This window comes from Acetilactobacillus jinshanensis (assembly GCF_004359375.1).
Taxonomy (GTDB): Bacteria; Bacillota; Bacilli; order Lactobacillales; family Lactobacillaceae; genus Acetilactobacillus; species Acetilactobacillus jinshanensis.
In genome coordinates this window covers 1,036,461-1,059,522 of sequence record NZ_CP034726.1, presented here as the reverse complement: position 1 = coordinate 1,059,522, position 23,062 = coordinate 1,036,461, and the positions used below count along the sequence as shown (strand labels likewise).

Here is a 23,062-nt window from a genome sequence, read left to right as displayed (position 1 = left end):
GATTCATCGTTGTTAGATGCTTTTGTTTGTAAATCAGATAAAGTCGTATTAGCTGGCTTTAGGTTTTCAGCTTTAATTTCATATTTATCTGGTAAAATGCCATCACGCTGTAACTTAGCAGATTCGGCTTTCCAATCTGATGGATGTGAAAAGATACTACCAGTATCTCCTAAAAAAGCAGATATTGAGCTAGAGTTCTTTATAGCATTAATTATTTTACTGTCATCAGAATTTGTATTACCTGTTTGATCTGAGATTAATGATCCAACAGTTTTGTTATCTGATGCATCAACAAAATGAATAAAATCAGTTGCAGTGGAAAGTCCTGGCTTTACCTCAATGGTTTGATTTTTGTATTAGAAGTAAAGTTAACGGTTGTTTGATTCTTCTTAGGATTATTCGATAATACATAGCCCTTTGGTAAAGTAACATTTACATTAGTTCCATTACTTGTATCACTTGGTAAATCAGAAAATGTTTGAGTATCACTGGTGCTGCCAGTTAATACCTTGTCATCATTTGTAACATCTTTAAATGTAACAGTGCCTGTATATGTCTTAAATACTGGAATATTCACTTTAATAGAACCGAAGGAAATCGGATTAAGATCTATATAACCTGAGTTACTTATACTCTTGATGTGTAATTTAGAGATAGCATTATTTAAATCACTTGCCGTAGTGGTATAGTTCTTAGGGAAAACGCCTGCATCTTGCAGAGTCTTTATTTCAGAACTAAAAGCAGGTTTAGGATCACTGCTATTAAAAGTGTTCATGTCATCAAGTAAGGTTGCTAATTCGCCATTATTGAAAGCCATTTTTAAGGCAGCATCAGACTTATTTATGGGGCCACCGTCAGATTGTTTATATAATGGCATAATCACATTACCTGATTGATCAACATAGTTAATAAAATCTTTATCTGATGGTACTTTAGTTTTTGGTGGCTTTGGTGCATTATTATACGTTGCTAATGGAATAGTGATATTAAGTTGGCCATAATTATAAGGATAAGTATTACCATCACTCAAATCACCCAAAGCAGATTGAAGATTAGTATTATTTGATTGCTCTTTATTTATAGCATCGCTAGTTACGGTATCACCGGAAGGAAGGAGCTCATTAATATCTGATACCTCTACATTTTCGATAGCCGTTAGTAATGAAATGAATTTATTAGCTCCCTTATCAGGGTCATCAGACGATCCTTTACTATCGTATAATGCGTTATTATTATAATAAGCAGGAACTACCTTACCCTTATAAGTAAGGTAAATAGAATCTGATACTTGTGCCGATAAATTCTGTCTATTCATTACATAGTTCCAAGCCTTATTATTATTTGGAACATTAAATGTATTCATAGTAGCATTAGACTGACTACCGTTCTCTCCAGCATGCTTCTTAACCTGGTTAACTTCAGAACTTAGAACTTCAGCACCAGCTTTACCAGCTGGTGAATTCAAATACTTCTGCATAGCAGCATTAGGCTTATTTGAAACAACGCCCTGTTTTTTCCAGGCTTCATCTTTATTGGTTAAATTATCTGGAGTATTGTCACTATTTGTTGCAGGTTTACCACCATCTGAGACATTATTCGATTTCGTATTAGAAGTACTATCATTCGATGATTTTGCGTATGCACTTGAACTTACACTCTTTGGTGCAGAACTAGAAGCTGAACTCACATTATTTAAAGCACTATTAGATACTGATTGTAATTCTTTATCAGTAGCTGATGCTGGTGCTTTAGCTTGCTGATTAGCTGAATTAGACTGGGAATTAGTAGCATCCGCATGTGCCGCATGAATTTCTAAATTACCTAATAAAGCTTTAGCTTGTTTTTCGATCGATGGCTGAGCTTCGGCCGTTGCCGTTTCAACATGAGAGACTGAGCCCGTATTAATAGCAGCACCTACACCCAACATAGCTAACATAGCAACCGATACGGTTACCCAATGTTTACCAATCTTGTGTAAGACCTTTTTATCATTGGCCTTCCTAAACTGTTTCTTGTTATATAACATTTAAAAACGCCTCTTTAACAAATGCTTTTCTCATACTTATATATATTAAACAGTTAATTTAGTTAACTTAATTACAATTTAATGGATATTTAAAAATGATATTCACAAAATTGTTTTCTTCTCTCCTATATACAGTTACGACCTTATTAAAGCACTAAATTTTAATAATGTAAATACCTTTCTTACTTAATGTAAGCCTTTACTATATTTTTCATAGCGGGATTGATCCGCTTACAATAAAATTTTCATTTATTTCTCTAATTTTTAGCAAAATAAAAGAGCTTACTCCTTTTAGAAGTAAACTCTCACTAAATATTAAATTTAATTATAGCAATGAATTATTAAAAGTACCTTAATCAATTTACTTATTCAACTCTTAAAGTACAATCGGCGAAATCGACAAATTTAAGCTTATTTTAAATTAAATGTGCCATATAATAATTATATACTTTATCTAATTTGCCGTTGCGGGTCAGAATACTCGGTACTTTAGTGCCGAGATGAATGACCGTTAAGCAACGGCTTTTTAACGTTTATAATTGATTAATTGATTATTGATATATTTTTCAATCGTTTTTCTAGACATATCACCAACGGTGCCAGCATAGAATGTGGGCGACCACAAGTGCCCGCCCCATAGCTTTTTCTTAGTCTCTGGAAAATGCTGGAACCATATTCTAGCTGATAAGCCTTTAAAAGTCTTAATCACAGAAGATACAGCGTAAGCTGGCGGAAAACTAACCAGAATATGAATGTGGTCTGGTAGGATTTCCATCTTTTGAATTACGATATGGTGACTGTCAGCAATAAATTGGATAATCCGTTTCATAGCATACCGCAGGTCTTTAGTAGTAAAGACCATTTTACGATATTTAGTAATCCAAACTAAATGATAATTCAGATTATGCACATTGGTACGATTTCTAACTAACATATACATCAGCTACTATATACTATTCATAATAGCATTATAGCCAATACATTTGTAGTCATATGTGGTATAATATAAGTGTATTGAGGAGGTGAAATAATGTTAATCACTAAAGGAATTAAAGCAAAATTATATCCTAACCATGACCAGCGGGCATGGCTTAGTCAGCAGTTCGGTGATATCCGTTTTGTTTGGAATCATTTTCTAGCGATTGAAAAAGGCAAATGGAATAGAGCGAAGCTCTATAAGATGGCTAAGAAAGCGATTCCTAAGCCACTCAAGTTTCCTCGTAAGTATGACTTATACAACCAATTAAAGTCATTAAAAAAGAAATATAAATGGCTCGCATATTCGGACAGCCGTTCACTGCAGTGCGAATTAGGCATTTTGTATCAATCTTATCAGAACCTGTTTCAGCATCGAGCTAAAGCTCCGAAGTTCAAATCTCGGAAATACTTCAAGCAGTCCTATCGGACTACTAGTATCCCTAAGCAGATTGGCAAAAGTCATGTGTTGAAATTAGCTAAATTAGGATATATCAGAGTCCGTTTCAATGAGCCATTAGTCGGTAAAATCAAGCAAGTCACAGTCACGCACGATTCCACGGGAGATTACTCGGCTAGTCTTACGGTTGAGTACGAAAGCCAAGTACAATTACCTAAGACCGACCAAGCAATCGGAATCGATGTAGGACTAGATGACCTAGCTATTTTGTCGAATGGCATGAAATGGAATTTTAAGTATTACAGTAAAGCAAATGAAGCTAAAAAGCATAAGTGGCAAATTAAGTCAGCACGTCGTAGACATGGCGCAATCAAAGATATTAGATATAATAAACATCTCCAAAAGAAGATGCCTAACCATCACGTTAAGACATTAGTTGAATATCATAACTATCAGAAAGCTAAACACGAAGTAGCCAAAATTAATCATCACATTAGAAATCAGCGAGTCAATTACTTACAATTTTTAACCACATGGCTAGTTAAGCACTATGATTTCATAGCAATTGAAGACCTAAAGGTCTCCGATATGCAACATAACCACAAGTTAGCTCGAGCCATCGCTTGTGCTTCATGGTATCGATTTAGGACATTACTGACTTATAAGTGTGCATGGTATGGCAAGCATCTAGAGTTAGTTAATCCTAAGAATACTAGTAGAATTTGTCATACTTGTGGCAAAAATACGGGTGCTAAGCCATTAAACATTCGTAGCTTTGTTTGTCCGTATTGCCATACTAAACAAGACAGAGATGTGAACGCCAGTATTAACATACTGCATTTAGGCTTGGAACAAGCCATGGCAAACAACTCTACCTCTGTTCAATACACTTCGCTACAGTTGTGTACTGAATAAGCACGGGCGTTCCCAAGAACAGACTTAGGGTGCTGAGTTAGAAACTCGGTACTTTAGTGCCGAGTAGTTCATGTAAGTAAATTTAGCGATAAAGCAAAGCTTGTGAAGAATGCTTTTATGAGACATTATTGAAAAATGTGTCTCATGCTAACAATGCACAAAAAAGACGTTGATAAATTAATATCAACGCCTATTTGTATATTATATTATTCAGTTAAATCTACTTAAATTAGTCATCACATCTTGTTTAGCCACTTTAGAACCATGAATCCATTGAATAAATTTGTGGACAGTATCATCATTAAGATTTAGATAATGCTTTAAATCGTTAATCGTTAACGGTTTAATGGTTAACGCTTTCCAGTTGACTTCGTAAATATTTTGAACCCGAGCGTGATTTAAACGTTTTAAACACATTAGAATATGCTGGAGTCCGTATAATTCAATGTTGACGTTCGTATAATCATACAATGTCCGTCTAATCTGGCGTTTCTGGTAATATTTAATGTAACGCTGACAGCCTAGAATTAAGTCGTTAATTGCACCAACCGACGTATCTTGGCAGTCAATTAAATGATCATTTGGGATTCGATCTCTGACAATATTAATTAATTTATTGTAAATTTGAGTTGGCAGATTCAGTTTAGTTGATTCTGGCTTGGGTCTAGCTATCTTAGCTTTTTCTTTTTGCAGTTTACGAAGATAAATCTCATATTCCACTAAATCTTGATGATTGAATTCGTGTAATTCACTGGGCCCGATATGCTCATCATTAAAACTTATCACCCATAAATTAGTGGGATCAGACTTTTTTAATTCATCTACATCTTGTTTTTCACTTGGTAATACTTTGGTTGCGCCATTCCTAAGGCTTGCATCTTTAGAATTACTGAAGAACGCTTCATTCTGAACGTCCCGTTTTAAGATATTCAGAATTTGTTTAGGTGTACCCACTTTAGCGCTGGACATATGATATTTAGCATCCCACGTCATAATCGAGAAGACATAAAATTCTTTTTGCCAGGTATGACTACCGTAAAGTAATTTCTGGGCATTAATTGATTTAAGAAATAATAAGAATAATTTACTTGGTTCGTTCATGGATATTAAGACCTTTTATTTCAAAATAACTCATTAGTGTTTTCATTATATTTAAGAATTATCCTGAATGGTAGCAACTTGCCCAGGAACTATTCCGCAATAAATTACCAAGCACTTCATTATAAATAACAGACTTAGATTGTATTTTGTATACAAAAAAGGCGTTGATACATTAATATCAACGCTCATCACTAGATATAGCTTATTTCATAAACGATTATTTATTAACAGCGTTCTTTAAGCCCATGCCAGCCTTAAATGCTGGAACGTCACGTGCTGGAATCTGTAATGGCTTACCAGTTTGTGGGTTACGACCCTTACGAGCAGCACGATGGTTAACCTTGAATGAACCAAAGCCGATTAAACGAACACCCTGCTTCTTAGCTAAGGCATCGGAAACGGTGCTAACGAAAGCACTTAATGCGGCAGTGGCATCTTTCTTAGTTAAACCAGTTTTCTTAACCATACTGTCAACAACGGCAGTCTTATTTAAATATTTCATTATTAAACCCTCCTGAGTGGTTATAATAGCAACCTATTTGGCAGAATTCAAATCTTAGTTCCTATTCGATGGGCATATTTACGTTTCGAAGCACTCTATTTTGGTTGTGAAATCTCGAACGATATACTGGAAACTGAATTAATTTTGAGGAGTGTTAACGTGGACATCAATAAGATCAATCAAGTTAGATCCAGTTGGGAAAAGACGGAAGACGCCAATAACGAAGGCTTAGATAAGCATCCCAAAGGAATCATCCGTTATGACAACCTATTATATGGGACTAACACGAAATATAATTTGCTGGACGTTTACCGACCGACTAAGGACATGAATAAAACGATCCCGTTAATCATTAATATTCACGGTGGTGCCTGTATCTATTCGTGTAAAGAACACTACCAGTACTATTGTATGAAATTTGCTCAAAAAGGCTTTGCCGTAGTCAACTTTGATTATCGGCTAGCTCCTGAATATCCGTATCCGTCAGCGTGGGATGACATTATGACGGTGATCAGATGGTGCATCTTACACCATCAGCAATATGGCTTTGATTTAAGTCGCGTCTTCATTATTGGTGATAGTTCGGGTGCTACTTTAGCTGAACAGTTACTTGTTTTATACAGTAATCCAGAATTTGCTCGGAAGTGTAATTTTAAATTATCAGGAATTAATATCCTGGGCGGCATTTGGCATTCAGGTGTTTACTTTCCTAAGGATACCACCGGACTAATTGATGATTTAATGAGTACCTATTATTTACCTGACGTTATGAAGTTACATGAACCGCTAATGAATGCGTATAAATATATCACTAATGACTTACCACCCGTTTTCATTACGTCTGCTAACCAAGATTGGATGTTGGGTCAAAACCAAAAGATGAATCAGCTCTTAAATAAACGTCACGTTAAGCATGAATACAAAGAATACGGTGATAAAGATCATCAATTACCGCATGATTTTCAGATTTTCACCTTTAAGCAACAGGTTAGCCAGGATTGTATCCAGACGGCAATTAAGTTTTTGAAGAATCTGTTGCAATAACGTTTATACAAAAAAGAAGTCGTGATGTATAAAAGCATCACGACTTCTTTTTCTATTTATGAGATTAAGGAAATCTAATTGATTAACGAATTAATTAGTACCAGTGATGAGCCTGCCAGAACTTTTTGGCGTTGACCCAAGAACCGTAACGGGACTTAGCATATGCATCAGCAACTTTAACCTGATGTTTATGATTTAAATTAACGTGACCATGACGCTTACCTAAGTAAGCAGGATCCATTTGGAAGTAACCAATACAACGGCCACCGTAACTTAAAACGTTCCATTCGTCTCGGCTTTCGTGCCAAGCAACCCAGGCACGAGCCTTTAAGTTACGTTTACTTAAGCCATCATTGAACCAGTTATTAGCCTTTTTATTGGCCTTAGCTTTATGAGTGGTCTTCTGGATTAATTCAGTCTTATTCTGGTTTTTGTACTGAGTATTACTAGCCTGATGACTAGTGGCGGTATCGGCATGAATATTACCAGACACACCGATGAATAATAGACCGGTAATTAAGACGGTATAAACTAAATAGAAGACGAATGATTTACTAGATTTTTTATTAAGTAAAGAACTCATAAAGTAATTCCTTTCTGAATAACGATTGCTTTCAATTTGTTGACCTCTCGATCAACCTGACAATTGTTATATTAGAGGACGGATATTAAAGAGTGATTATGAGAGTGTTACAGAAGCATGACGCTATATTAAATGAACGTAATAATAAGCCAAAAAAGTGGATAATCCCTATTAACATGGTGCTCGTCAAATGGTATATTTTAGGTGAAATATTCATAAGGAAGGCAAAATTAATGAATAAAACATTGAAAAGAATCTTAACGGGATCCGTTGCTGCACTTATGTTAGCCAGCGTGGGTGTTGCTTCAAGTAATAATAACGTCGTTAACGCTCGACACCGACGTACGCATCGTGTCTATCACGCTAGTTACCGTGGTATCCCTGCCGCAATCAGAGGTCATTACGCTTCCTATAAATACATCCGTGGCCACATTCGTCATGACGAAAGAAACTTAGTTAACCTAAATCGTTCATCGGCAACGTTAATGCCAAAAGGTGGCTCAGACCCGTTTGGATTAAGTAACGTTAGAACTAGAAAACTTAATGAAAATACCTATCTAATTACTGGACACGTTATAAGCGTTGCTGGACAAGGTCATGGTAGTATCACCGTATACAAGCATGGCCGCCGTACTTACATGAAATTCTCCAGTAATTTAGGCCGCCGTTTAATGAATGATAATTACTCTCGTAAAGGCTATTCTTACAACTTTAAAGTAATAAATAGCGAATTTTAATTGATTATTAAATAACTTTTAAAAGGATAGTGATATATTAATCACTGTCCTTTTAATTTTACTTATCAATCGAGGCTCAAAAATGAACTACATTAATGGACACTTAATAATATTTATGCTCCTGGCCTTAGTAATCATGCCCTTGGTTACTGCTGAAATTCTCAGACTGCTAGGTAATTACACTAAGCAACGGCTAGTCGATAATTTTGGTAATAATAGTCAGATCGTGATTGGCGGATTAGGCGTCATCATTCATGAACTTGCCCACCTAATTACAGCTTGTATTTTTCTGCATTGCATCGGAAAATTTAGTCTACTGGAACCTAGAGCTTACCAATATACTGGTAACCTAGGCTACGTTAATCATTATTGGCACGCTGGTAATTTGTACGAATCATTAGGCAACTTCTTCACCGGTTTAGCGCCCTGTTTTGTGTGTTCCGAAGTGTTATGGATGATTCATGGCTTCCTATTTAGTACTCCTACGTACAACTACAGCGGTGCTTACAATTTATCAGGTGCATTTAAGCTTGCTTTAACTAACGTAATGTATCCCTTCGGAAATTTTAGCTGGCAGCTAATCATTTATCTGATTTTAATTGTCATGATTTCCAGCACCGGATACGGATTATCAAGCGACGATATGCGAAACGTGTACTCAGGATTACCCTACTGGATCGGTCTATTAATCATCATCTATATATTGGTAGCGTTCTTAGGACTATCATCGGGATTGATCACGCTATTATGGAAAGCAACGGTGATGTGGTTAACGTTCTTGGGCCTAGGTTTAATTTATATCGTGACATCATTAATAGTTATCGATTTCGTGGCCTTTTGTAAGAACATATAATATCTAAAGTCATAATCCCCACTAACACAATTAGTGAGGATTTTTATTTACGCTAAAAAATTGGAATTACGTATTTTTAATGCTACGATATAAACATATATTGCAGTAATAACAAACATATATTCAATAAATATACATAATGTTTATAAAGTGGTGATTATCAATGAATAAAAAGATTACTAAAGGAATTTTGTTAGCCATCTTGGCTTCCTTTTTATGTGGTGCCGCTGATACGTTACTTCAATTTGTTTCGCAGAATGAAGCGGTCCCGGCAAAGTGGTTCTTATCGATTCGACCCTTGTTTGCGGGGATCATTCTACTGTTAATCTGTTTAATGCTTTACGGCAAAAAGATATTTAGCGTCTTTAAAGATTTCAGGTCCATCGTGTGTATCGTCTGTTACGGAATTTTTGGGATGAGCTTCAATTTCTTAGCTTCATACCTTTGTATTCAAGATGGCGGTAATGCAGCGATGATGTCAATCTTGCAATACCTATCACCACTTTTTGTTTTAATTGGAACGATTATCTTTCAAAGATCTCGGCCGTTATTTGGTGATGTCATTGTTTTTATCCTTGCTATGATTGGAATTACATTAGTCCTTACGAAAGGTGATTTATCAGAATTATCCATCAGCAAGATATCCCTGATGTGGGGCATCGGAGCCGGATTAGCTCAGGCCTTATACTTAACGCTACCCAGACCGTTAATCAAACAGCACTATTCACCAATCCTGATCGTAGGCTGGGGAGCTTTCATCAGTGGCCTTGCTTTTAATATTGACCGACCATTTTGGATCGATACCCCTAAGATCACACCGACACTAGTTATTAGTATGAGTGGCATCATTTTATTAGGAACGATTTTATCATTTATGATCTTCTTGATGGCATCGAAATTTGCCCCATCAGAAGTCGTTAGTCTAACGGATGCCGTTGAACCAATTACTGCGTTTGTCCTAGGCATTATCTTCTTCAGTATGAGTGTTAACGTGATTGAGATTATCGGTGCCGTTATGGTAATTGCTGCGATCACATTCTTGCAGTGGTTCCATGTAAAAGCAGTTAAATGAATCCCGTTTTTCAGTTAAAATAAACATCAAGCATCTATTCTTTAATCTCTGGTATAATGTGTTATTCTAAAGATGTTAAAAGCATTTGTTATATATTTTGTCTTTTACCGACCTGGCTATTTTTAATAGTTAGGTCGCTTTTTCGTCTCGGAACTAATGGTTTTTAACAAGGAATGAATAACATGTATAAGGCCGTTGTCTTTTTCGACTTAGATAATACCCTTTTAGATTCAAACAAAAAGTTCAAGCCAGTACACTGAAAGCTTTGAATCAGTTACGTAAAAATAACGTTTTACCCGTTATTTCCACCGGTCGAAACACATCGATGATTAAATCAATCATCAAAGTGACCGGCATTCAAACTTTAATCTGTAATAATGGTGGATATCTTCAATACCAGGGCAAACCATTAAATACGATCGCAATTCCTACACCTGTATTGGAGAACTTAGTTAACATGGCGTCAAAGTATCATAATGCTTTAGATTTTCAGGATCCATACCAAATCGTTCTTAGCCAAGCTAATGCATTAACAACTGACTTTTATGCACACCGAATTACTCTGAATCCCCCGGTCAACAAGAAATTTTACCAAAGTCATCCCATTGTTTTCGTCCACGTATTCACACATAAAGAGGATGGCCACGACTTAGATTACATTAATCATTTCAAAGGTCAGTTACACATCTTAAGAAATAATCCTTATACGCTTGACGTTACTAAAGTCGGCGTCAGTAAGAAGCTTGGAATCCAAATCTTGCTAAAGAAATTACACCTACAGAATATCCCCACCTACGCCTTTGGTGATGGTGCCAATGACATTGAGATGCTTGATCAGGTTGATTATGGTATTGCCATGGGTAACGGAGTGAAAGCATGTAAAGACAATGCATCCTTCGTAACGGATACCGATGATCGAGATGGGATTGCGAAAGGATTAAAGCATTATCATTTAATCTAAATATTCAAAATCATAATAAATCAAAAATGCACTATTTTTTTAAAAAGTAGTGCATTTATTTTACAGAGATTATTAATCTATTCATCATCGCTATGGTGTGCTTTAACCACCCTGATACATATATAGACACAAACGTAAATAAATAACGCACCAACGATGCCAATCACGATCGGAATTCCTTCTGAGCCCATTAGCGCAAGAATAACGATTGCAAAAATGGACGCACCAGCGGTGGATAAGCAACCGACGCGCTTGTTGTGATTACCGTTATCAGTATTATTGTTGTTTTGATAAAAACTATTCGATGCCATATTAAGACCCCATTTTCAGTTTTTATTTTAGGCATCCTCTGGCAACTTCTGCTTGGCAATTCCCACGTTTTAAAATGTTGATTTTTACCATTAGAGTCGTTGTAGACAAAAAAGCCAACTGGAAATAATTATCCAGCTGGCTTTTTCATGCTATATAACAAAAATCAATTAAGACTATTTACAGTATATAATATTTTGAGGTGATGTACATTAATTTAGCACTGAATTCGCAAAATTAAATGTTACAATTGTCAAAAAAGTATTACCAATTTAAGATTAATTGGTTATTATTATAAATGTAAACATTCGATTGAACTATGCAATTAAAGGTGTGAATATCTATAAATAATTAACGAGGCAGATGTGGAAATGATGATCAGGGAATGGATTTTGCATCGTATATTTGAAGAATTAGTTGTATTGGGCTTAATTTTATGCTTTGGATTTACGACTAACGCATGTTCAGCTAGTCGAGTTCATAGTTACCACTATCGAGTCAGTCGTGGAATCAGTCGCAAATCACCCCAAAAGCGGAGCCATAAAGTCAGTGTAACTGAACGGAACTGCTACGAACTTTATAAGCAAGCCATCGCTGACGTTAATCGGGACCGTCGACATTATAAGTTACCCAATTTAAGTGTGAATCAACGCTTATCCTATGTCGGTAACGTCCGCAGCCATCAGATCCAGACCCATTTTTCACACTATAGCCGGAAGCACCATATCGAATGCCAGTATTTAATCAACCGCAATCACATCAGGTGTCATTATTTTGGTGAAAATCTTGCGAGCAGCCCAATCGGTTCAGTTAACACCTTAGCGGTTGGTCAATGCGTAACCAATCTAAGACCGTGTGCTGCAAACTATGCACCTAAAAATGGCTATCAATTAGCAAATGCCTTTAATAACGCATCCATGTATCATGATGCTGATGATTACGATGGTCACCGTGACAACATCCTATCAAGAAATTTCCGGCAGATCGGAATTGGCACTTCCTATGATCATCATGATCAGAATTACTACATCGCCATGGAGTTCGTTGGTTAAATTAAATTAAAAATCAATCAAAATAAAATGAGTCATTTAAATAAATGGCTCATTTTTAGCTGCTCTTAACAAACCCAAAGGCAACGATCACGACGATTAGAATCGCACCGGCAACCAACAACGCTTTTGAACCGAGGATCCCCATGACAATCAGGATAATCGCAGCGGCTCCTGCAAAGCCTAGGCATCCCCACTTTTTACTATTTGTATTTGAATTATCATCATCATTATTTTCGTTATATTCATAGTCAGTAAAATTATTTCGCTTCATAACAGCACCACCCCATTTATTAAAATAAAGCCATTAAGTCGCTTAGGTATGCTTATTTATAATGATCATTATGTGTAATTCCCGTTGTTTCTAATTGATGGGTCTAACCACTTGAATTAAACAGTCCCTTTCTAGGATTACGGCAATTTATGAAAGCGCTTTCGAGTTATTCTAAATCATGAAGTAGTGAGCTTCTGAATATAATATTTAGGAAGGTGTTGCATTATGGATTTATTAGGTGATTTAAGAAAAGTTTACCGTAACGAAGGTAAGATTACTGAAATCTCAATGAGCCGAGACAACCGAAACGCCATCGACCACTACGCACTTATGGACCAAAGCCTTGTGCTGAACTTAATCAACGCCATTGAAAAACAGCCAAACCCTCAGATGAAGCAGTAAATTTTGTAAGTGTGCCAAATTACAAAAAAGACTGCCCCAAATCAGCAGTCTTTTTTGATTGAGATTGGTTTAATTATCGAATTAGACGTATATACATAAGCAACTAGAATCAAGGGACCAATTATGTTTATGTCAAAATATAAGTACATTATCTACGCAAAGGGTTGCGTTAACCATGCAACCCGTAAAACCATCGGTAAATCCTCTTCAGCTTATGTTTATCAAATCTTTAGAATGAACGTCTTTACGAAAAAACGAAAACTATATCATAAGGGTTCACGTAAACTATATGAATGCCCAAGTAACGCTTTGGACCAGCTCGCGTTTGTTGAAGCCATGAAATATTTGGTCTATCAGTCACCCAAACGTTACGTGGAAACGCCCTGCACCATTAAGACGTCAAAGCTAAACATCTGGGCCTGGCTTAAGCACTTTCACCAGGTCCTGCTCTTTAATAATACGTTAGAAGATGAATTAAGCCAGTTATTCCTTGGCTTCGCTAAGATTCAGTTAGATGAACCCACGTCACGAGTTGACTCGATTACTGTTCATAAAACATTGATGATGGCTCGGAAACTGGCTCATAACAGTAAGCAGTACAATATTATGACGTATTACAAACACATGAAGCTCCTTAAATCCAACGATAATAACCGGAAATGGGTCATCAATGCCTCTAAAGATCTCTGGTCACGTGAATGGATCAACTTAATCACTAGATCCTGGATTAAATATTTTAAACACACCCACAAATTCCCGAAATCACACCATCGATTATTGATCCTTAGTCATGATTGCAACTACACAGTCAAGACCGACTTCCCAAAGGATCGAAATAAATTGAGGTTCCTGGCGCTGCCGAGCAGTAGCACCGGCGATACATTAGTCTTAGTTAATAAAAAGACGACCGATGCTAACAGCGTCCCAATCTATCGACTCGAAAAATTCTTTAAAAAAGCAATCGGCAAAAACATTGGGTATTTGAAGCATAATTACTTCAGGATCATTAACGTCAATATGGATCTATTCAGATGAAACTCAATCATCAAAAAATGTCCCATTATCGTTGACTTTTAAACGATAATGAGACACTTTATTTTTAAATTGATTTAATTCTATTTCTTACTGTCTTGATACTTTTGGACTAACTGTTTCAAATCTTTAATTACGGATTTAACCTGATCCATATTAGCAACTTTAGCACCACTGGCTAACGGATGACCACCACCGTTGTACTTAGCGGCTAAATGATCAATTGAAGGTTTATGAGAACGTAGACTGACCTTAAAACTACCGTCACTCTGTTCGGTAAAGACGGCCCAGGCGACAATTCCCTTTACGTTACCAGGCAAATTCTTGGAGATGAATTCATTATCGTTAACGTGATACTTCTTCATCATCTTTTGAGTAATGATGTAATAAGCCGTCCCGTTATCGAAGACCGGCATATGTTCCTGCAAATCACCGTAAAGCCGTTCAATCGGTAAACTGACGACACATTCGTTCTGGTTGACCTGGTTCATAGAGAATTTATACTGGGCTAATTTAGCGACCACGTTAAAGGTGTGACTAGTGGTACACGGAAACATAAAGCGGCCAGTATCACCGATGATGCCGGCGTACAGTAATTCAGCAGCTTTATCGTTCATCTTTAACTTACCGTGAGACGCCGCACAGATGTCATAAATCATTTCAGAAGCACTGGATGCTTCAGGCTTTACCCAAGAAAGCTTTCCGTAGTGGTCAACATCTGGATGGTGGTCAATCTTGATCAGCATCTTACCCCGGTTATAGCGTTGATCGTCAACCCGTGGCCGGTTAGCCGTATCGGTAACGATAACTAATGCGTCTTTATAGACGTCATCCTTAATCTTGTCGGTCTTACCTAACCAGCTCAGGCCTAGATCATCTTTTCCAACGCAGTACACATGCTTTCCGGGAAACGTATGCTTAATAATCTCTCCGAGGCCCATCTGCGAACCGTATGCATCCGGGTCAGGGTCAGTATGGCGGTGTAAGATAATCGTTGAATAGCTTTGAATTGCTTTAATAATTTTTTGAATGGTTTGTTCAGTAGTCATGATTAGTAATCCTTTTTATAATTGATTTATATTCATTATAACCGATTTCATTTGCTAAGACGCTTGTTTTATAATCGCCAATAGTGTGTTTATTAATCAACCGGTTGATATGACTTCTTCTTATGGACGGCCCGTGAATCCTTCTTGATGTCACTGGTGCTCATGCCCGATTTATCGATGTCTTTTTTATTAACCTTGGTTGATTTCTTAGACTTTTTCGTTTTTGGCTTGGCGGCCTTGTGGCTCATGTGATGATGATGAACTTTCTTAACGGCCGTCGTCTTGGGATGAGAACCGTGATGATGAATCGGCTTTGATCCACATCCCGTCAGCATCAATCCCGCAGCCATTAAGCTTACGAATAACGTTAGACCTTTTTTCACGATAAAGATCCTTTCATATATAATGGATAATCAATTAACATAATACCACGCAATCCCAACGAGAGGAGTTTGTTTTATGAAATATAATTCTAAATGTCCGTTCTGCACTAAGCCCAACGATGAAATTATCGTCCAGAACCACTACGCCAAAGCGTTCTTTGATACTAAACCTGCTAATCCAGGCCATGTTCTGGTGGTTCCCAAGGAACACGTCCGGACGATCTTTAACTGTTCAGCAATTCAGATCTTAGCCATCCGTAAACTAGTTCTAAAAGTTAAGCACTTCTTGGACAAGAACTTTCACCCCGGTGGCTACCAGATCGGCATGAATTGTTACCCGGTCGGTGGCCAATCTGTTCTGCACGCTCACGTGCACATCATCCCGCGTTACCGGGGCCAGAAGCGTCGTCAGATCTTCCCAACTGATAAATCTAAACTATGGAAAAACGCTGATGAGTATAATAACCCTGACGTCTGGAAAAATGGCAACACGGTTAAAGAAGCCTGGCAAAAAGAATTCAAGGTCATGGATAAACTTCGTGCTAAGGGAGAAAAAGTTACCTACATGTCCCATTACTTCCATACTTTTCGTTAGTGAATTTGTATTTACTTGGCACCCTATTCTATAATGGGACTACACTTTTACTAAGGAGTGACTGAATGCCCGATCGACATAAGAATAAAAAGTTAAAGAAATCCAGAATCCGCAAATCACGCATCAAGAAATTAATGTCGCAGCGTGCCAAATTCACGAAATCGCACTTTACGAAGTCCCATTACTTCGCTAAATCTCATTACAACAATGGTGGAAAAGTTATTCATACTGGAACTACCAAGCATGACGCTAATATGGACCCAATCCAAAAGGACGTCGAAAAGGAAATCGCCAAACTCCGGGTCAGCTTTATCGCGGCTGACGCCGTCTTCATCGGCATCATTTCCTATATTATCTTCCGGAATTAATCAAATTAGACAAAATTAAAAGCCTGACAATCTATCAATGATTATCAGGCTTTTAATTTTTAAAAGAGGCGTTCAACATTATCTAAGAAATTTCCTTTTCAATAGCGACGTGGCAACGGGTTCTTACATAATCTGGCAGAATTCGATGGCTTCGTGGTTAGGACCTTGGATCTTGAAGAATTTGATACCGTTGTTCCAGTAACTAGGAATGGATTCAATATGGTCATCTAACATGTGGTAACCTTCAGCTTTAGCTTCTTTGAAGGCATCTTTAACATCGGTACAGTTAACGGCCATGTGGTTAATAGCACCATCTTTGTTAGCACAAGGATCGCCATCCCAGGTTTCGATCATTAAGGTACCGTACTTCATGAAAGCACAGTTACTTGAGCCGTTCTTAAATTTGCCGGCTACTTTGAAACCTAATGATTTGTAGAACTTGATGGTCTGGTCTAAGTTGTTTGCAGGAACACCAACATGCTGAATACCAGTAAAGTACTTACTTAACATAATAAGATCTCCTTTGGATCTAAAATTAATAAACTAACAACAACTAGATTAATAACTCGCTAATCTCTACTGAAGAGATCAATGGGTCGGCATTGCCCGCCGATTGCGATGCCGAATACGATATTGATTCGGTGACATCTTCAGTAAGTTATGAAAGACCTTGTAGAAATAGGACGGATCTTCGTAGCCCACACGATAGGCAATTTGATCAATTGGCAGCTTGGTCTGAGTTAAGTATCGAGCTGCCACGTTAATCCGCTGCAAATGCAGCAATTTAATGAACGATAACCCAGTGTGATTCTTTAGATATGATGACAGGTAGTTCGGATTTACCCGCAGGTGCATTGCCATCGATCCTAACGTTACCGTAGCGTAATGACGTTCGATATAAAGCAGGATCGTTAGTAATGAACCCGGTGCGCTTCGGTTAGTTTTGACTGTCGATTTACTCTTGGCACAGTCATTAACCAACTGAACTAGCAGCATCATAATCCAGAGGTGCATCATCTGAAAGGCTTCGACGCCCATCTTGCGGTGGCAACGAACGATCTTCATAACCGTTCCAATGATGTCTTGATAATGATGAAAATTGAACAGTATGTAATTATTATCATGCGGATTACTGTCAGTCAGTAATCTGTATAATTCATTCGAGACCTGGCTTTGTTGATTCCAAATCGTATCTAATTCGTTTAAGGAAAAGAGTGAATTTGAAATCAATAAGTTCAGAACTAAGGCATGATCATCAACGTGGTTGGTCTGATGGATCATATGGCGTCCACACACCATGAGGTTCCCCGGTTTTAAGTGAAGTGACTCGTTAACAGTTTGGACATCACAGCTTCCGGCTAGCGGAATCTTGATTTCCACCTGATCACAGTAATGAAGCGGAATGTATGTATCCTGTGGCTGCATGAATATTTTGATATCCGGCTGGTCAGCATCATAGATATCAAAATTGATCGGGCCAGCTTTATATACAGTGGCGGATCCTAGTTTTAACACCGGATGCAAATTCCGTTTACAGTATTCACGATTCTCACTATTAGGAATCGCTTTATTCTTTAATAGCATTAACAAATCTTCATCCATAAAAGTCACTCCTTAATCCATCCACTAATCGGGTGGATTGATTTAATGTTAGTTACACGTTATTTGCCTCAGTCCTTGTCTTAAAATGAATTATTAATGTCAAGTTGAGTGTCAATCAATATGTATAGCTATAGTCCTTTTAAAAGGGCTATAGCTGAACGATCGTTTCACAACGATCGTTAAATATGTCAATCTAAATTAGTTGGCTAATTATTTAGTGCTTACAACACACTTACCAACACGCTTGTCTTTACCACCAAGAACGTCGGCGACTTCGTCCAACTTAAGAACGTTCTTAACGATAGGTGCAACCTTAACTTTACCAGTTGAAAGTAATGCTAAGGAGTCAACGAATGCGTTAGGGTTGATAAATGAGCCATGAACAGTTAATTCTTTCTGATATACCTTGTAGGTATTCATGGAGAAGTGCTGGTTTGGTTTGCCGACACCAAATAGAATTACCTGTGCACCTTTAACGGTTGCGTTTACGGCAGCTTCTTGAGTCTGTGGTAAACCAACGGCATCAACGGTTACATCGTACTTAGCAGGGATCTTTTCCTTGGTTGCGTTGATTACGCGGTCAGCGCCAACGGCTTTCTTTTCTTCAGCTAACTTGTCGTCATGACGACCAACTAAGGTAACTGAACGAACACCGTAAGCCTTTAAGATCTGGCAGAAGAGTAAGCCTTCGAAACCATCACCAATTACTAATGCACGTTGGTATGGTGATGTATGAATTAACTTAACACCATGTAAAGCACATGATACTGGTTCAGTCGTAGCAGCATCCTTTAACGGAACGTTAGCTGGAACGTGGTATACGTTAGTAGCTGGAGCAGTGAAGTACTGTTCTAAACCACCGTTACGGGTAACACCAACGGCTGATAAGTTATCACACATTTCAGGGATACCAATGTGGCAGTAACGGCAGTGACCACAGTAACAGTTAGGATCCATTGTTACACGGTCACCCTTCTTGAAGCCTTTAACGTTCTTACCAACTTTGGCAACAACACCGGCAGCTTCATGTCCTAATACGATTGGTGGAACAGCTGGAGCTGAACCCGGAAGTCCATTGTATAAACCAAAGTCAGTACCACAAATACCAGCGTAGTATGAATGAATTAATACTTCGTTGTCCTTAGTTTTCGGAACTGGAATATCTTCAACTTTTAACTGCTTTACGCCTGTTAATACTAATGCCTTCATCATAAGCACTCCTTTTCACAAACAAGTGCTGGAAGCGGTTTCATTTATGTGAAAAATTATAGATCCGCATTCCATCACTAAACATCATCAGTATGTATGACCGTGGCATTTCGCCACAGCCAGAAAGCGGTTCATTAATTGTTGATCAGGGGCAATCTCACAAACCGTAAGTACTCTCGGATAGCTCCATCTCACTATCCGGGTCTTACAGTAGACCATGTCGATAACTCATTAGTTGTTGTTTTACACAACGAGTATGTCGATTTCGTAGGTCGCTCTAGATCGGTGATTCAGCATAATAATGCTTCTTAGCCAGTGACAGGTTACCGATAATCGCTAACTTGCTGCTGGAAAGATCTGGCATCTGAATGTACTTGTCTAAATTCCCAACTGGAACGTAGTTGTTTAATAGTTTCTTGAATTGCACTTTGATCTTGCGAAGTTCAATTGGGTTCATAATGGCACCGCCGAAGATTATCTGCTGTGGACGGATGAATAACGTAGCCTGAACAGCACATTGTGCAATGTAATAAGCTACGATATCCCAGATTGGGCAAAACATTGAGATTTCCTTAAAGCTCTTGTGGAAACGAGCTTCAAATGCTTTGCTGGAAACCAGTCCTTCAAGACAGTCACCCTGGTATGGGCAGACACCCTTGAATGTCATGTCCTTTGGGTTACGCTTTGGAATGATATGGCCAATTTCGGGGTTGCCTTGGTCACCAATGAATTGACCTTGGTTAACGATACCAACTCCGACACCTTTACCAATCGTGACGTAAGCCAATGAACGAATCGGGTGATTGTCTAGAACCGAGTGAATATATTCACCATAGGCAGAGCTGTTGACGTCAGTTGTCCAGGACATCGGAATGTTATTGAGATAATGCTTCATCGTCCCAACAACGTTGGTGTTCTTCCATCCCTTTCGTGACGTATCAGTAATGTAACCATACTTAGGTGAATAACTTCGAAGCTCGATTGGACCGAATGATGAGATTCCCAAAGCCTTTAAGTTCGTGAAGTGACGGAAGTAAGTGATTACTTCTTTAAAGGACTTCTGTGGCGTAGTGCGCGGAACTTCGATCTTATCCAAGATCTTACCGTGACCATCACCGACCGCACAGGTCAAGTTCTTATCACGAGCTTCTAAACTACCTAAAAGCATTTAGATCACCTTCTTTAGTCGTTTTTGTGTGCTTCGATTTCTTTACGTAAGTTTTCGTATCCAGGTTTACCTAATAGAGCAAACATGTTGTTCTTGTAGTCTTCAACACCTGGCTGGTTAAATGGATTGATACCATTCAAGTAACCGGAAACGGCGATGGCGAATTCGAAGTAGTAGATCAGGTAACCTAAGGTAAATGGTGTCTGATCTTTAATGTCAACGATCATGTCCGGAACACCACCATTGGTATGAGCAATTACAACAGCCTGAAGAGCTTTCTTGTTGGCAAAGTTCATGGTGTGGCCTTGTAAGTAGCCCAATTCATCTAAGTTACTCTTTTCGCTTGGAACGGTTTCGTTGTATGGTGCGTTTTCAACCTTTACAACGGTTTCCATTAAGTTACGCATTCCTTGCTGGATGTACTGGCCTAATGAATGTAAGTCAGTGCTTAAGCATGCTGATGTTGGGTAAATACCTTTGTTGTCCTTACCTTCGGTTTCACCAGCTAATTGTTTCCACCATTCAGCTAAGTAACGCATGTTTGGTTCGTAGCTTTCGAAGATTTCGTTGGTGTAGCCCTTACGGTAAAGGATGTTACGGTAAGCAGCGTACTTTAATGCATCGTTATCAGCAATCTTCTTGTGGCTGGTTAAGTCGCTTTCAGCTTGAGCAGCGCCACCCATTAACTTGTCGATATCAACACCGGATACGGCGATTGGTAAGAGACCTACTGGGCAAAGTACTGAGTAACGGCCACCAATGCCATCAGGAATTACGTAAGAATGGTAACCCTTGGCTTTAACTTCTTGACGAAGTGCACCGTGTTTAGCATCGGTTGATACGTAGATCCGGTCTGCGGCTTCCTTTGCACCGTACTTCTTAACTAATAACTTACGGAAGATGCGGAATGCAATGGTTGGTTCAGTAGTCGTACCTGACTTGGATACAACGTTAACTGAGAAGTCACGGTCACCGATCATGTCGATTAAACTATGAACATATGATGCACTTAATGAATTCCCGGCAAAGATTACTTGTGGATCTTTACGACGACTGTCAGGCATGTAGTTGAAGAAGCTATCATGTAAGAAATCAATCGCCATACGGGCACCTAAGTAGGAACCACCGATACCAATGACAACTAAGATCTTGGAGTCGCTGCGAATCTTTTTAGCAGCTTGTTTAATTGCTTCAAATTCTTTACGGTCATAATTCTTTGGTAAGTCGAGCCACTGACGCATTTCACTGCCAACACCAGTACCGTTCATTAATTCACTTTCGGCGGTGTCAATCATTGGTTCGATTTCCTTTAATTCACTTGGCTTAACGTATTTCTTTAAGCCAACGTTATTGAAAGAAACTGCGGTCATGTTAATCAACTCCTCTAATTAATTAGTCGACCTTAACGATGTTTTCTTTGTAGTACTGACGAAGTGCTAATGCAAAGTCACCAACTGTAGCAGAACCATTGTGTGGGCACTGTGGCATGGTGATGTAATCATTTAAGTCACCAACGTCTAAGTAGTTGTTGAATAACTTCTTAAAGTGTTTACGTACCATCTTTAAGAATGGTTCACTAACAACACCACCACCGAAGATGATGCGCTGTGGACGAATGAATAACGTAGCTTGAACAGCAGCTTGTGCTGTGTAGTAAGCCATGATGTCCCATGCAGGATCGCTTAATGGAACTGTCGGACCTGGTTTGCCACAACGTTTTTCAAATGTAGGACCAGATACTAGACCTTCTAAACAGTCACCATGGTATGGGCAAATTCCTTTGAATGGTTTGCCATCAACAGTAGTATCGTTCTTAGCACGCTTTAAACGAACATGGCCTAATTCAGTATGACCCATGTATCCGATGAAGTGGCCTTTATATACGATACCACCACCAACACCAGTACCGATGGTATAGTAAACCAAGGTACTTAGCGGACGATGTCTCATAATTGAGGTGATGTATTCACCATATGCAGAACCATTAACATCAGTGGTCCAGAACATTGGAATATGAAGTGCTTTCTTCATCGTTCCTAAGAAATTAGTGTTTGCCCAATGTGGCTTTGGGGTATCTGTAATATAACCATACTTAGGAGCGTTTCTACGGATTTCGATTGGTCCGAAGGATGCAATTCCCATAGCATCTAAATTCTTAAACTTCTTAAAATACTTGATGCAACGACCTAACGTTTCTTTAGGTGTTGTAGTTGGAATATGAACACTGTCTAAAATCTGATATTTTTCATTACCAACTGCACATACAAACTTAGTTCCGCCGGCTTCAATGCTACCAAAGAGCATTTTAAGACCTCCTTCTGTTCACAAGTCATACTTAAAGCAGTAGAGACAATCTTTATTAGTTTCTTTCGGGAAACGAGATGCTTTAAATATGATCTCTCGCGATGTTTATTTCTTACATCCATCTCTCGACACTTTTAATATAACGCCTC

27 protein-coding genes are annotated in these 23,062 nt (G+C 38.3%); 12 read left to right on the top strand and 15 right to left on the bottom strand.

Annotated elements, in window-relative coordinates:
* The first annotated feature begins 9 nt into the window (after positions 1-9).
* Positions 10-249 (top strand): hypothetical protein, encoded by a 240-nt coding sequence (locus ELX58_RS04900; protein ID WP_133442043.1) that lies wholly within the window; start codon positions 10-12, stop codon positions 247-249.
* A gap of 82 nt (positions 250-331) precedes the next feature.
* Here the strand turns inward: ELX58_RS04900 and ELX58_RS04895 are convergent, their stop codons facing one another.
* Both ELX58_RS04895 and tnpA read right to left on the bottom strand, forming a co-directional pair.
* Entirely contained in the window at positions 332-2,026 is a 1,695-nt protein-coding gene (locus ELX58_RS04895; RefSeq protein ID WP_133442042.1) for a hypothetical protein, read from the bottom strand.
* A 526-nt stretch (positions 2,027-2,552) separates the two neighbouring features.
* Positions 2,553-2,960 carry an IS200/IS605 family transposase gene (gene tnpA, locus ELX58_RS04890; protein WP_418620855.1) on the bottom strand — a complete coding sequence of 136 codons (408 nt, stop codon included), beginning with the start codon at positions 2,958-2,960 and terminating at the stop codon, positions 2,553-2,555.
* Between the two features lie 96 nt (positions 2,961-3,056).
* On the opposite strand from tnpA, the gene ELX58_RS04885 reads away from it, so the two are divergent.
* Positions 3,057-4,316: a transposase gene (locus tag ELX58_RS04885; RefSeq protein WP_236747655.1), complete on the top strand. Its 1,260-nt coding sequence runs from the start codon at positions 3,057-3,059 to the stop codon at positions 4,314-4,316.
* Between the two features lie 210 nt (positions 4,317-4,526).
* Here the strand turns inward: ELX58_RS04885 and ELX58_RS04880 are convergent, their stop codons facing one another.
* Positions 4,527-5,417 (bottom strand): hypothetical protein, encoded by an 891-nt coding sequence (locus tag ELX58_RS04880; protein ID WP_133442040.1) that lies wholly within the window; start codon positions 5,415-5,417, stop codon positions 4,527-4,529.
* Between the two features lie 217 nt (positions 5,418-5,634).
* Positions 5,635-5,919 carry an HU family DNA-binding protein gene (locus ELX58_RS04875; RefSeq protein WP_133442039.1) on the bottom strand — a complete coding sequence of 95 codons (285 nt, stop codon included), beginning with the start codon at positions 5,917-5,919 and terminating at the stop codon, positions 5,635-5,637.
* A gap of 159 nt (positions 5,920-6,078) precedes the next feature.
* Between ELX58_RS04875 and ELX58_RS04870 the strand changes: the two genes are divergently transcribed.
* Positions 6,079-6,963 carry an alpha/beta hydrolase gene (locus ELX58_RS04870; RefSeq protein WP_133442038.1) on the top strand — a complete coding sequence of 295 codons (885 nt, stop codon included), beginning with the start codon at positions 6,079-6,081 and terminating at the stop codon, positions 6,961-6,963.
* 94 nt (positions 6,964-7,057) lie between these two features.
* Here ELX58_RS04870 and ELX58_RS04865 read toward each other — a convergent pair whose 3' ends face one another.
* Positions 7,058-7,546 (bottom strand): aggregation-promoting factor C-terminal-like domain-containing protein, encoded by a 489-nt coding sequence (locus ELX58_RS04865; protein WP_133442037.1) that lies wholly within the window; start codon positions 7,544-7,546, stop codon positions 7,058-7,060.
* Between the two features lie 233 nt (positions 7,547-7,779).
* Between ELX58_RS04865 and ELX58_RS04860 the strand changes: the two genes are divergently transcribed.
* From ELX58_RS04860 to ELX58_RS04845, 4 genes are all read left to right on the top strand, one after another.
* A complete protein-coding gene (locus tag ELX58_RS04860) occupies positions 7,780-8,283 on the top strand; it encodes a hypothetical protein (protein ID WP_133442036.1) in 504 nt (167 codons plus the stop codon).
* An 82-nt stretch (positions 8,284-8,365) separates the two neighbouring features.
* Positions 8,366-9,136: a hypothetical protein gene (locus ELX58_RS04855; RefSeq protein ID WP_133442035.1), complete on the top strand. Its 771-nt coding sequence runs from the start codon at positions 8,366-8,368 to the stop codon at positions 9,134-9,136.
* Between the two features lie 163 nt (positions 9,137-9,299).
* On the top strand, positions 9,300-10,208 hold the full coding sequence (locus ELX58_RS04850) for a DMT family transporter (RefSeq protein WP_133442034.1): 909 nt from the start codon (positions 9,300-9,302) through the stop codon (positions 10,206-10,208).
* 265 nt (positions 10,209-10,473) lie between these two features.
* Positions 10,474-11,169 (top strand): Cof-type HAD-IIB family hydrolase, encoded by a 696-nt coding sequence (locus ELX58_RS04845; RefSeq protein ID WP_162614653.1) that lies wholly within the window; start codon positions 10,474-10,476, stop codon positions 11,167-11,169.
* Between the two features lie 77 nt (positions 11,170-11,246).
* Here the strand turns inward: ELX58_RS04845 and ELX58_RS04840 are convergent, their stop codons facing one another.
* Complete coding sequence (locus tag ELX58_RS04840) at positions 11,247-11,480, bottom strand: hypothetical protein (protein WP_133442032.1); 234 nt, start codon at positions 11,478-11,480, stop codon at positions 11,247-11,249.
* A gap of 390 nt (positions 11,481-11,870) precedes the next feature.
* Between ELX58_RS04840 and ELX58_RS04835 the strand changes: the two genes are divergently transcribed.
* Entirely contained in the window at positions 11,871-12,530 is a 660-nt protein-coding gene (locus tag ELX58_RS04835; RefSeq protein WP_162614652.1) for a CAP domain-containing protein, read from the top strand.
* A gap of 55 nt (positions 12,531-12,585) precedes the next feature.
* On the opposite strand, the gene ELX58_RS04830 is transcribed toward ELX58_RS04835, so the two are convergent.
* Complete coding sequence (locus ELX58_RS04830) at positions 12,586-12,801, bottom strand: hypothetical protein (protein ID WP_133442030.1); 216 nt, start codon at positions 12,799-12,801, stop codon at positions 12,586-12,588.
* 225 nt (positions 12,802-13,026) lie between these two features.
* Between ELX58_RS04830 and ELX58_RS07925 the strand changes: the two genes are divergently transcribed.
* Entirely contained in the window at positions 13,027-13,203 is a 177-nt protein-coding gene (locus tag ELX58_RS07925; protein WP_162614651.1) for a hypothetical protein, read from the top strand.
* A 129-nt stretch (positions 13,204-13,332) separates the two neighbouring features.
* Entirely contained in the window at positions 13,333-14,238 is a 906-nt protein-coding gene (locus ELX58_RS04825; RefSeq protein ID WP_133442029.1) for a hypothetical protein, read from the top strand.
* Positions 14,239-14,318: 80 nt separating this feature from the next.
* Here the strand turns inward: ELX58_RS04825 and ELX58_RS04820 are convergent, their stop codons facing one another.
* Together ELX58_RS04820 and ELX58_RS04815 are read right to left on the bottom strand one after the other, a co-directional pair.
* Positions 14,319-15,284 (bottom strand): DHH family phosphoesterase, encoded by a 966-nt coding sequence (locus ELX58_RS04820; protein ID WP_133442028.1) that lies wholly within the window; start codon positions 15,282-15,284, stop codon positions 14,319-14,321.
* Positions 15,285-15,376: 92 nt separating this feature from the next.
* Positions 15,377-15,667, bottom strand: a complete 291-nt coding sequence (locus tag ELX58_RS04815; RefSeq protein ID WP_133442027.1) for a hypothetical protein — start codon at positions 15,665-15,667, stop codon at positions 15,377-15,379.
* A 76-nt stretch (positions 15,668-15,743) separates the two neighbouring features.
* On the opposite strand from ELX58_RS04815, the gene ELX58_RS04810 reads away from it, so the two are divergent.
* Both ELX58_RS04810 and ELX58_RS04805 read left to right on the top strand, forming a co-directional pair.
* Entirely contained in the window at positions 15,744-16,262 is a 519-nt protein-coding gene (locus ELX58_RS04810) for an HIT family protein (protein WP_133442026.1), read from the top strand.
* A gap of 65 nt (positions 16,263-16,327) precedes the next feature.
* Positions 16,328-16,630 carry a hypothetical protein gene (locus tag ELX58_RS04805; protein ID WP_133442025.1) on the top strand — a complete coding sequence of 101 codons (303 nt, stop codon included), beginning with the start codon at positions 16,328-16,330 and terminating at the stop codon, positions 16,628-16,630.
* 123 nt (positions 16,631-16,753) lie between these two features.
* On the opposite strand, the gene ELX58_RS04800 is transcribed toward ELX58_RS04805, so the two are convergent.
* The 6 genes from ELX58_RS04800 to ELX58_RS04775 form a co-directional block, all read right to left on the bottom strand.
* Positions 16,754-17,140: a VOC family protein gene (locus ELX58_RS04800; protein ID WP_418620851.1), complete on the bottom strand. Its 387-nt coding sequence runs from the start codon at positions 17,138-17,140 to the stop codon at positions 16,754-16,756.
* Between the two features lie 78 nt (positions 17,141-17,218).
* Positions 17,219-18,232, bottom strand: coding sequence for a helix-turn-helix domain-containing protein (locus ELX58_RS04795; RefSeq protein WP_133442023.1), 1,014 nt, complete (start codon positions 18,230-18,232; stop codon positions 17,219-17,221).
* Positions 18,233-18,442: 210 nt separating this feature from the next.
* Positions 18,443-19,441: a zinc-dependent alcohol dehydrogenase family protein gene (locus tag ELX58_RS04790; protein ID WP_133442576.1), complete on the bottom strand. Its 999-nt coding sequence runs from the start codon at positions 19,439-19,441 to the stop codon at positions 18,443-18,445.
* 277 nt (positions 19,442-19,718) lie between these two features.
* Positions 19,719-20,609 (bottom strand): ROK family protein, encoded by an 891-nt coding sequence (locus ELX58_RS04785; protein WP_133442022.1) that lies wholly within the window; start codon positions 20,607-20,609, stop codon positions 19,719-19,721.
* A 14-nt stretch (positions 20,610-20,623) separates the two neighbouring features.
* Positions 20,624-21,979 (bottom strand): glucose-6-phosphate isomerase, encoded by a 1,356-nt coding sequence (locus ELX58_RS04780; RefSeq protein WP_133442021.1) that lies wholly within the window; start codon positions 21,977-21,979, stop codon positions 20,624-20,626.
* Positions 21,980-22,001: 22 nt separating this feature from the next.
* Positions 22,002-22,913: an ROK family protein gene (locus ELX58_RS04775; protein ID WP_133442020.1), complete on the bottom strand. Its 912-nt coding sequence runs from the start codon at positions 22,911-22,913 to the stop codon at positions 22,002-22,004.
* Between the last annotated feature and the right edge of the window lie 149 nt (positions 22,914-23,062).

Bases quoted from the DNA above. Each gene is read 5' to 3' on its own strand.
- ELX58_RS04810 (WP_133442026.1), top strand. From the start codon at position 15,744: ATGAAATATAATTCTAAATGTCCGTTCTGCACTAAGCCCAACGATGAA.
- ELX58_RS04830 (WP_133442030.1), bottom strand. From the start codon at position 12,801: ATGAAGCGAAATAATTTTACTGACTATGAATATAACGAAAATAATGAT.
- ELX58_RS04850 (WP_133442034.1), top strand. From the start codon at position 9,300: ATGAATAAAAAGATTACTAAAGGAATTTTGTTAGCCATCTTGGCTTCC.
- ELX58_RS04875 (WP_133442039.1), bottom strand. From the start codon at position 5,919: ATGAAATATTTAAATAAGACTGCCGTTGTTGACAGTATGGTTAAGAAA.
- tnpA (WP_418620855.1), bottom strand. From the start codon at position 2,960: ATGTTAGTTAGAAATCGTACCAATGTGCATAATCTGAATTATCATTTA.
- ELX58_RS04840 (WP_133442032.1), bottom strand. From the start codon at position 11,480: ATGGCATCGAATAGTTTTTATCAAAACAACAATAATACTGATAACGGT.
- ELX58_RS04825 (WP_133442029.1), top strand. From the start codon at position 13,333: ATGTCAAAATATAAGTACATTATCTACGCAAAGGGTTGCGTTAACCAT.
- ELX58_RS04790 (WP_133442576.1), bottom strand. From the start codon at position 19,441: ATGAAGGCATTAGTATTAACAGGCGTAAAGCAGTTAAAAGTTGAAGAT.
- ELX58_RS04775 (WP_133442020.1), bottom strand. From the start codon at position 22,913: ATGCTCTTTGGTAGCATTGAAGCCGGCGGAACTAAGTTTGTATGTGCA.
- ELX58_RS04785 (WP_133442022.1), bottom strand. From the start codon at position 20,609: ATGCTTTTAGGTAGTTTAGAAGCTCGTGATAAGAACTTGACCTGTGCG.
- ELX58_RS04880 (WP_133442040.1), bottom strand. From the start codon at position 5,417: ATGAACGAACCAAGTAAATTATTCTTATTATTTCTTAAATCAATTAAT.
- ELX58_RS04860 (WP_133442036.1), top strand. From the start codon at position 7,780: ATGAATAAAACATTGAAAAGAATCTTAACGGGATCCGTTGCTGCACTT.
- ELX58_RS04805 (WP_133442025.1), top strand. From the start codon at position 16,328: ATGCCCGATCGACATAAGAATAAAAAGTTAAAGAAATCCAGAATCCGC.
- ELX58_RS04820 (WP_133442028.1), bottom strand. From the start codon at position 15,284: ATGACTACTGAACAAACCATTCAAAAAATTATTAAAGCAATTCAAAGC.
- ELX58_RS04855 (WP_133442035.1), top strand. From the start codon at position 8,366: ATGAACTACATTAATGGACACTTAATAATATTTATGCTCCTGGCCTTA.
- ELX58_RS04795 (WP_133442023.1), bottom strand. From the start codon at position 18,232: ATGGATGAAGATTTGTTAATGCTATTAAAGAATAAAGCGATTCCTAAT.
- ELX58_RS04865 (WP_133442037.1), bottom strand. From the start codon at position 7,546: ATGAGTTCTTTACTTAATAAAAAATCTAGTAAATCATTCGTCTTCTAT.
- ELX58_RS07925 (WP_162614651.1), top strand. From the start codon at position 13,027: ATGGATTTATTAGGTGATTTAAGAAAAGTTTACCGTAACGAAGGTAAG.
- ELX58_RS04885 (WP_236747655.1), top strand. From the start codon at position 3,057: ATGTTAATCACTAAAGGAATTAAAGCAAAATTATATCCTAACCATGAC.
- ELX58_RS04895 (WP_133442042.1), bottom strand. From the start codon at position 2,026: ATGTTATATAACAAGAAACAGTTTAGGAAGGCCAATGATAAAAAGGTC.
- ELX58_RS04780 (WP_133442021.1), bottom strand. From the start codon at position 21,979: ATGACCGCAGTTTCTTTCAATAACGTTGGCTTAAAGAAATACGTTAAG.
- ELX58_RS04800 (WP_418620851.1), bottom strand. From the start codon at position 17,140: ATGTTAAGTAAGTACTTTACTGGTATTCAGCATGTTGGTGTTCCTGCA.